This is a genomic window from Roseibacillus ishigakijimensis (assembly GCF_016595415.1).
GTDB lineage: Bacteria > Verrucomicrobiota > Verrucomicrobiia > Verrucomicrobiales > Akkermansiaceae > Roseibacillus > Roseibacillus ishigakijimensis.
The window spans coordinates 19,383-27,826 of record NZ_JAENIO010000049.1 but is presented as its reverse complement, the minus strand read 5'-3'; the positions used below and the strand labels follow the sequence as shown (position 1 = coordinate 27,826).

The following is an 8,444-nucleotide window of genomic DNA, read 5'->3' as shown; positions in this document are numbered from 1 at the left end:
CTTCTTCGCTTCCTCAGCTTTCTTGGCCTCTTCCGCCTTCTTGGCTGCTTCTGCCGCCTTCTTCGCTTCCTCAGCTTTCTTGGCCTCTTCCGCCTTCTTGGCTGCTTCGGCGGCTTTCTTCGCCTCTTCAGCTTTCTTGATTTCCTCAGGCGAGGGCACCACCATGAAATCAACCTGAGCTGCGGGCAGCTTCTCTTGGAGCTGCTTCACCCCGGCCTCAGTAGCCTTGGTGCTGCTGAGATAAACGTTCTTGAGGGAAGCAATCTTGGCAATTTCATCCAACCCTTGATCCGAAACCGAAGTCCCAAAAAGGGAGAGGCTTTCCAGATTGGGCAACACCGCGATGGTTTTGAGACCTTCGTCAGTAACCTGAGTCTCGTTGAGCATGAGCTTGCGCAAGTTGATCATCCCGGAAACAGCCTGCAATCCCTGGTCACTGACGCTGGTTTTTTTCAGGTCCAGGTCGACGATGTGTTCCGCCACCGGCTTGAGCTCCGCCAAAGCGGCGTCATCGAATTTTTCTCCCTGGCTCACTGCCGTGAAGAAAAGTTCTTCCGACTCCTTGGAGGCAAAAGTGAGTGCTCCGGGGAATTTTTCATCGAGGGGAGCCTTCGCTTTCTGGATGGCCTCCCGGCGATTCGCTTCCGCCTTCTCGGCTTCCGCAGCTTCAGCGGCATCCTTCTTGGGAGCAACAGGGACGGCAATCACCGGCTGAAATGCGGTCACCTCAGTGAGGATATCTTCGTGACCTTCCAACTCGCCAAGGGGCTTGTCGCTCTCTTCATCGAGTGGGCCATTGTTGATCCACCAGGCGAGAATCTTCTTCTCTCCTGCGGTCAGCTGCAATTCGGGCTCGTCTTCCTTGCCCGGGGGCATGAACTCGTCGTCATCGGGATCAAGATTGACCCGGTGCATCATTTCCGAAGCTTCGGCATCACCAGGCACGAGGGTCGGGAAGTCTTCTCCCCCTTTGCCACCCTTCAACATGAGCGCCACCGAGGTCATTTCCAAGCCACCCTTGATCTTCTTCTTCCCAGTGGGGTTGAATTCGGCGGCAGCGTGGCACTCCCAGCATTTGCCTTGGAGAATGGGCTTCACCACTTCTGCGTAGAGGAGCCGTTCGGCAGCGGGAATGTCAGTGACGTCGGGCACTTGTTCCACTTCATCAGGCGCGATGCCGAGGGGCAGTCCCTTGCGCAGCTTGTCGAAATCGCCCACGATGTCCTTATCGGTGTGGACCAGTTCCCCTCCCTTGTGCGCACCCACGGCCAGAGCGCCCGAGGCGAGAATCAGGAAGAGAGGGTAGAAGGGCGAACCTTTGTCATTATGACGTGACCACATCTTCGAGATGAAAGCCAAAATGACGAAAAATGCAAAGAGAATGGAAAGCCACATATGCATTCCCATCCGACTCGCGTCCTCTCCGAACTCAATGGGAGCATTGCCATAATCTCCGCGCAGGAAGTAAAAGTAGCCGAAAACAACAGCCACAATCGCGCTCAGAGAGTTGAACAAAAGAGCGAGACCGAGATGGGGTTTGAACTTGCGGAAGGAGAGGAGACCCACGATTTCGGCAGCCAGCACGTAGCAAAAGATGCCGATGGGAATGTGCAGCACGAGCACGTGCATGTCACCCAGCCACAGGAGCCAGTCATTGAGGACAGAGGGGTTGGGCGAAACCTGGCCCTTATCCTCCAGCCCCCAAAGGAACGGCATGGCGAATAATCCCACCGCCAGAAGGAACATGATCGCGGAGAGAACCTTCAAGCCTCCCGAAGGCTTGGGGGCCAGAGTCTCGTTGTCCTCCGCCACTTCGGGAGGAAGGTCAGGGGTCGCCGCAAACTCGTCAGCTTGTTTATCGTTTTCGTCAGACATATAGGGTTGGTCGGTCGTTACGAGTGATACTCCCCCGACCTTACGGATTTAGACAAGCTTAATTGATGTCGATGGGGCCATCCTCCCTCTTTCCGCCCCCTCGTTTTTGGTCCCCTTTCATGCCCACAAATCGCCGCAGGTCCACCCCAAGAGCAGCGAGCGAATTGACAAGAATAATGAAGGCAATCCCTTCATCGATGATTGGAATAACGTCGGGCCACACACCTTCTGGCCAAATACCCATGGTCGCCAAATAAAGCCCCGAAGAGACGGCCATAAGGCCAGCAATAAATTTTTTCATACGTAATAGAGTGTGTTCTTTTCCAAGATAAGACAACGAGAACCGGGGCACGGGGGTTACAAAATCGCGGAAAAATTGTCACAAATGGGCCGATAGAACGCTCTCCCGGTGTTTTTTCATTTCTCTTTTCCCGATTTTGCCTCAGTTTCCGCCCCCCGCCGGTGGAAGCCCGGCTCGTCTTTATGAATATCTCGGTTCAAAAACAGCCCCAGTGCCAAGCAACCCTCGAAGTGGAGATCCCATCCGGCGTGGTCTCCGAAGAGCGCCAGCAATTGCTGCAGTCTTTCGTCAGCCAAGCCAACATCCCCGGATTCCGCCCCGGCAAAGCCCCCCGCAAAGTGGTTGAAAAGCGCTTTGGCAAGTCCATTAACGAAGAGCTCAATGGCCGCCTCATGGACAAAGCCTTCCAGCAAACCCTGAAAGAGGATGAAAGCCTGAAGGTCATCGATGTGAAGTGGCCCGAGTCTCTCGACTTCCGCGAAGACGGCAGCGCGCTGCTCAAAGCCAACCTCATTCTCGCTCCCGACTTCACCCTGCCCAATTATAAGGAGCTGACGGTGGAAGTCCCCAAGATGGAGGTGACCGACGAGCTGGTGGACAAGGAGCTCGACACCCTGCGTGATCGTCACTCCGACTTCGAGGACGTCGAAGACCGCGCGGTTGCCGACGAGGACATCATCGTCATCGATTACACCTCGACTTGCGATGGCAAGCCCGTTTCCGAAGTGGCCGAGCGCCCCGTCGATCAAGTGGAAAAAGGCGAAGACTTCTGGCTCAAGGTGGACGAGGAATCCTTCCTCCCCGGCTTTGCCACCCAGCTCATCGATATGAAAATCGGCGAGAGCAAAGAGGTCACCGTCACCATTGAAGAGAACTTCCCCCTCGAGACTCTGCGGGAGAAGGACCTCGTTTTCCAAGTCACCATCAAGGGCATCAAGGAGCAGAAACTCCCCAGCGACGAGGAATTGGTGGAGGCTCTCATGCCCAACGGCTCCATCGAGGACATCCGCGAAGCCATCGAGTCCCAGCTCAAAATGCAGCTCGACCGCCAACGCGAAGAGTTCAAGGAAAGCAAATTGCTCGAGCAGATCGCCGATGCGGTGGACTTTGACTTGCCGGAAGAATACGTGGCTTCCGAGACTCAGGGACAGGCCAACCGTCTCGTGCAGGACGCGATGCAGCGCGGCATGAGCCAGGAGCAAATCCAAGCCGACGAGAAGGAGATTCTCGAGACTGCCGGCCAGCGCGCCCGCAACAACCTGAAGGTGCAATTCCTCTTGGGTGAAATTGCTCAGGAAGAGAAGCTCGCCGTCGACGAGAAGGAATTGCTCGGTGCCATCACCAGCATGGCCAAGCGCGAGGGCAAGCCGCTCAAAGCGTTCATCAAGCAATTGCAGCGCGAGCGCCGCATCGATTCCCTGCGCAACCAAATGTTGATTGGCAAGACCGTTGACTTCCTGCTGGAGAGCGCGAACTTCGTCGAAGTTGAAAACAGCGACAATGACAGCGAATCAGAATCCGATGACTAATTCATCCTCCCAGGCACCCAGCAACAATTACTACGTCCCCACCGTCATCGAGCAAGATGGTCGCGGGGAACGTGGCTATGACATTTACTCCCGTCTCCTCAAGGATCGGATTATTTTCATCGGCACCGGCATCGATGACTTTGTGGCCAACTCGGTGATCGCACAGCTGCTTTTCCTGCAGATGCAAGATCCCAAGAAGGACATCCACATTTACATCAACTCCCCCGGTGGCTCCGTCACGGCGGGCTTGGCCATCTACGACACCATGCAGTTCATCACCTGTGATGTGAATACTTACTGCATCGGCATCGCGGCTTCCATGGGAGCGGTTCTCTTGACGGCTGGCACCAAAGGCAAGCGCTTCTGTCTGCCCAACTCCCACGTCATGATTCACCAGGTCTCCGGCGGAGCTCAGGGCACGGCGGCGGACGTGGAACGCACCATCGGTTTCATGTTCAACCTCAAGAAGCGTCTGAACAAAATCCTCTCTGACCACACCGGCAAATCCGTCGAGCAAGTCGAGCTGGATGCCGATCGCGACAACTACATGTCCGGGGAAGAATCAGTGGCCTACGGCCTCGTGGACAAAGTTCTCGAGAACCGCACCGAGCACCCCAACATCAGCAGCCCCGACGAGAAGTAAGACCAAAGAGAGCTTGGAGGTGGGTCCAAGCGAAAGGCTTTCCTTTTTTCACAAAAACCCGGGTTTCCGCACGGAGCCCGGGTTTTTCTTTGATTCAAAAAAACCTCTCGCCCCCCGAAGGAGTGAGAGGTCTCAGCTTTTCCCAGCTTTTCCCAGGCGGCCCTCCGCCGGGAAGGTCCATTCACCACCTCAACTCAAGAAACTGCCCTTGGTTGATCCCATCGGAAACCTTGGGTTGCACATTGTCCGGAACTTCGAAGCGGGGGATGGTGCTGCGCGCACCCACTTTGCTGGGGTCGGGAGCCAGGGGATCCGCGACCTCTTTCTTCTCATCGGAAGCCCCCGTTTCCTCCCGGTAAACCCGCGTGGGTCTGGGCTCCGGCGCAGTCACGACCGGAGGCTGGGTAACGGGTGGCAAAGTGACGACAGGTTTTCTTTCAAAAGGCGAACAGCTGGACATGACGCAGGCCAACAGGGGGATTACCGAAAACAAATGCTTCATAGGGACGGTCGTTAAAACGAGCCCCGGGTTAATAAATTTAACTCCCTTTGCCAGCAAAAAAGAAAAAAATAGCATTTGTGTCAATCCAGCGAATGAACACCCCTACCATCGCCCCTCCCCTTGTGTCAGCAGAGAAGCTTGGCACAGTCCATGCTTTGGCAAGGGAGACACAGTAAGTGCAAATTATGAAAAAGGTCGAAGCCATTATCAAACCCTTCAAATTGGAAGAAGTGAAAGAAGCTCTCGCAGAAGTGGGAGTGCAAGGAATGACAGTCACTGAAGTCAAAGGCTTCGGGCGTCAAAAAGGTCACACCGAAATCTACCGCGGAAGTGAATACACCGTGGACTTCCTTCCCAAGGTGAAAGTGGAGATTGTGGTGCAAGACGAGCAGGCATCCACTGTGGCTGAGGCCATTGTGAAGAGCGCCAACACCGGCAAAATCGGTGACGGCAAGGTCTTTCTTTCTCCCGTCGAAGAGGCCATTCGTATCCGCACCGGGGAAACCGGCGGCGAGGCCGTTTCGGTCAATTGAGAAGCCTCTCCCCTCTTTTTTGCAAGGAAACCAGTCGGATATCCGGCTGGTTTTTTTGTGCCCCCGTGGTGCCGGAAGGACGAACAGGTGGTCACTTTTTAACCACGCTGATGGTCACTTCCCGTGCAGCAAAACCTCTTTCTTTCTCCTAACGGGAATTCCCGGAAGACTTTCCTCCGGACTTGCGCTAGGATGCCACCATGGACACCCTGAAAACTTTTACCACTGGTTCCGGAAAAGAAGCGAAGTTCCATTCCCTGCCTGCCCTTCGGGAACAAGGCTTCCCCAATCTCGACCGCCTCCCCGTTTCCATCCGCATCGTCTTGGAGTCCGTGCTCCGCAATGTCGATGGGCGCAAAGTGACCGAAGAGGACGTGCGCAACCTCGCCAGCTACAACGCCCGCCAGCCCGGTGACTACGAGATCCCCTTCACCGTGGCGCGCATCGTTCTGCAAGATTTCACCGGCGTGCCCCTTCTCGTCGACGTCGCGGCCATGCGCGATGCCGCCGTCGCCCGGGGAGCCGACCCCTCCTCGGTGGAGCCCCTCGTTCCCGTCGATCTGGTCGTGGATCACTCCGTGCAAGTGGACTTTGCAGGCTCCCAGCTCGCCCTCGATCGCAATATGCAGATCGAGTTCATCCGCAACCGCGAGCGCTACGAGTTTCTCAAATGGGGCCAGCAAGCCTTCGAGACCTTTGCAGTCGTGCCTCCCGGCATTGGCATCGTCCACCAGGTCAATCTGGAATACTTGGCCAAAGGGGTTCTGGAGAAAGATGGGGTCTACTACCCCGACACTCTCGTTGGCACCGACTCCCACACCACCATGATCAACGGTCTCGGGGTGGTGGGCTGGGGCGTGGGCGGCATTGAGGCCGAAGCCGGCATGCTGGGCCAGCCGGTGACCTTCCTCGTCCCCGAAGTGGTGGGCGTCTATCTCCATGGCACACTGAGCGAGGGGGTGACCGCCACCGACCTCACCCTGCGGGTCACCGAACTGCTGCGCGCCCACGGCGTAGTAGGCAAATTCGTCGAATTCCATGGTCCCGGGGCCGAGGCTCTTTCCCTTCCCGACCGGGCCACCATCGCCAATATGGCTCCCGAATACGGGGCCACCATGGGCTTCTTCCCCGTCGATGCCGAGACCATCAACTACCTCCGGGGCACCGGGCGGAGCGAAGAACTCTGCCAGACAGTGGAGAACTACTTCCAGGCCCAAGACCTCTTCGGCATTCCGCAGAAAGGCCAGTGCGATTACACCGATCTCCTTGAGCTCGACCTCGCCAGCGTGGTTCCCGCCGTTTCCGGTCCCAAGCGCCCGCAGGACCGCATCGATGTGCCCCAGCTGCGCGAACGCTTCGACACCCTTTTCACCGCCTCTCCCAGCGAGGGCGGATTCGGTCTCTCTCCCGAGAAGCGCAACACCACCATCGAAGTGGAGATGCCCGAGCCCGCTGGCTATGCGGTCGGCTCCCTGCTCTCCCAGCCCGAGCCCGGCTCCCCCCAGGACCAGGCGGAAATGTCTACCAACCGTCCCGGCCCCTCGGTGGTAATGGCCGAAGATGCCTTCGAGCCCATCCACACCCAGCTTCGCCATGGCTCGGTCGTAATCGCCGCCATCACCTCCTGCACCAATACCTCCAACCCCAGCGTCATGCTGGCGGCCGGTCTGGTGGCCAAAAAAGCGAACGAAAAAGGCCTCTCCGTCGCCCCTTACGTGAAGACCTCCCTTGGGCCCGGCTCCCGTGTGGTCACCGACTACCTCGATGCTACCGACCTCAGCAAAGAACTCGATCAACTGGGCTTCCAGACCGTGGGCTACGGCTGCACCACCTGCATCGGCAACTCCGGCCCCCTCCACCCCGCCATTGAGAAGGCCATCAAAGAAGGCGATCTGGTGGTGGCCTCCGTGCTCTCCGGCAACCGCAACTTCGAGGCCCGCATCCATGGTAATATCAAATCCAACTTCCTGATGAGCCCCCCCCTAGTGGTCGCCTATGCCTTGGCCGGTCGCGTCGACCTCGACCTCACCAGCGAACCCATCGGCAACGACCAAGAGGGCAACCCCGTTTTTCTCAAAGACATCTGGCCTTCTCAGGAAGAAATCGCTGAGCAGCTGGCCTCCGCGCTCAAACCGGAGGTCTACGAAAAACTTTACGGCGACGTCGCCCATGCCAACCCCAAGTGGGGCGAAATCAACGGCACCACTGGCGACACCTACCAATGGGACGAGAGCTCCACCTACGTTCAGCTGCCCCCCTTCTTCGAGGGCGGCTTCGAGGCCGGAAAGGACATCACCGGAGCCCGCCCTCTCGGCATCTTTGGCGATTCCGTCACCACCGACCACATCTCCCCCGCCGGAGCGATTAAGGAGACCTCCCCTGCTGGCCGCTACCTCCTCGCCAATGGGGTGGAAAAGGCCTCCTTCAACAGCTTTGGCAGCCGTCGCGGCAACGACCGCGTGATGACCCGGGGCACCTTCGGCAATGTCCGCATTAAGAACCTCATGTGCCCCGGCATTGAAGGCGGATACACTCAATACTTCGGCGACCGGGAAGTCAGCCGACCCGACACTGAAATCGCGCCCCTCGCCAGCGCCAAGCCCACCTTCATCTACGATGCCTGCATGGCCTATCAGGAAGAGGGAGTTCCCCTCGTCGTCATCGGCGGCGAAGACTACGGCATGGGCAGTAGCCGGGATTGGGCCGCCAAGGGCACCCGCCTCCTGGGAGTGAAAGCGGTTGTCACCAAGAGCTTCGAACGCATCCACCGCTCCAACCTTATCGGCATGGGCGTGCTTCCACTGAATTTTGTCAACAAAGAGGACTACGCCAAAGTGGCTGATCTCCACGATGCGACCTTCGATGTAGTCGGCATTGCAGGCGAGTTGAAACCCATGCAAAGCGCCACCCTCATCGCCCACAAAGCCGATGGAGGCACGGTCGAGGTCCCCCTCAAGGTCCGGCTCGATACCCCTGCGGAGGTTGACTACTACACCAGTGGAGGCATCCTTCCCTACGTACTGGAACAAATTCTCGCCAAATAAGAACAAGCGTGAAAGCA

At 57.5% G+C, this 8,444-nt stretch carries 7 protein-coding genes; 4 read left to right on the top strand and 3 right to left on the bottom strand.

Annotation, left to right across the window (positions count from 1 at the left end; all coding sequences use genetic code 11):
• Both JIN78_RS14905 and JIN78_RS14900 read right to left on the bottom strand, forming a co-directional pair.
• The coding region (locus JIN78_RS14905; RefSeq protein ID WP_307833010.1) for a c-type cytochrome domain-containing protein at positions 1–1,875 on the bottom strand (1,875 nt) is incomplete at its 3' end.
• Between the two features lie 58 nt (positions 1,876–1,933).
• On the bottom strand, positions 1,934–2,176 hold the full coding sequence (locus tag JIN78_RS14900; protein WP_200392787.1) for a hypothetical protein: 243 nt from the start codon (positions 2,174–2,176) through the stop codon (positions 1,934–1,936).
• A 182-nt stretch (positions 2,177–2,358) separates the two neighbouring features.
• Here JIN78_RS14900 and tig point away from each other — a divergent pair, with 182 nt between their 5' ends.
• Both tig and JIN78_RS14890 read left to right on the top strand, forming a co-directional pair.
• Positions 2,359–3,705, top strand: coding sequence for a trigger factor (tig, locus tag JIN78_RS14895; RefSeq protein ID WP_200392786.1), 1,347 nt, complete (start codon positions 2,359–2,361; stop codon positions 3,703–3,705).
• Entirely contained in the window at positions 3,698–4,348 is a 651-nt protein-coding gene (locus JIN78_RS14890) for an ATP-dependent Clp protease proteolytic subunit (protein WP_200392785.1), read from the top strand. Before tig ends, JIN78_RS14890 begins: the two co-directional genes overlap by 8 nt.
• Positions 4,349–4,529: 181 nt before the next feature.
• Here JIN78_RS14890 and JIN78_RS14885 read toward each other — a convergent pair whose 3' ends face one another.
• Positions 4,530–4,766, bottom strand: a complete 237-nt coding sequence (locus JIN78_RS14885) for a hypothetical protein (RefSeq protein WP_200392784.1) — start codon at positions 4,764–4,766, stop codon at positions 4,530–4,532.
• Between the two features lie 269 nt (positions 4,767–5,035).
• Between JIN78_RS14885 and JIN78_RS14880 the strand changes: the two genes are divergently transcribed.
• Positions 5,036–5,383 carry a P-II family nitrogen regulator gene (locus tag JIN78_RS14880; protein ID WP_200392783.1) on the top strand — a complete coding sequence of 116 codons (348 nt, stop codon included), beginning with the start codon at positions 5,036–5,038 and terminating at the stop codon, positions 5,381–5,383.
• Positions 5,384–5,583: 200 nt separating this feature from the next.
• Positions 5,584–8,427 (top strand): aconitate hydratase, encoded by a 2,844-nt coding sequence (acnA, locus tag JIN78_RS14875; RefSeq protein WP_200392782.1) that lies wholly within the window; start codon positions 5,584–5,586, stop codon positions 8,425–8,427.
• Positions 8,428–8,444 lie beyond the last annotated feature (17 nt).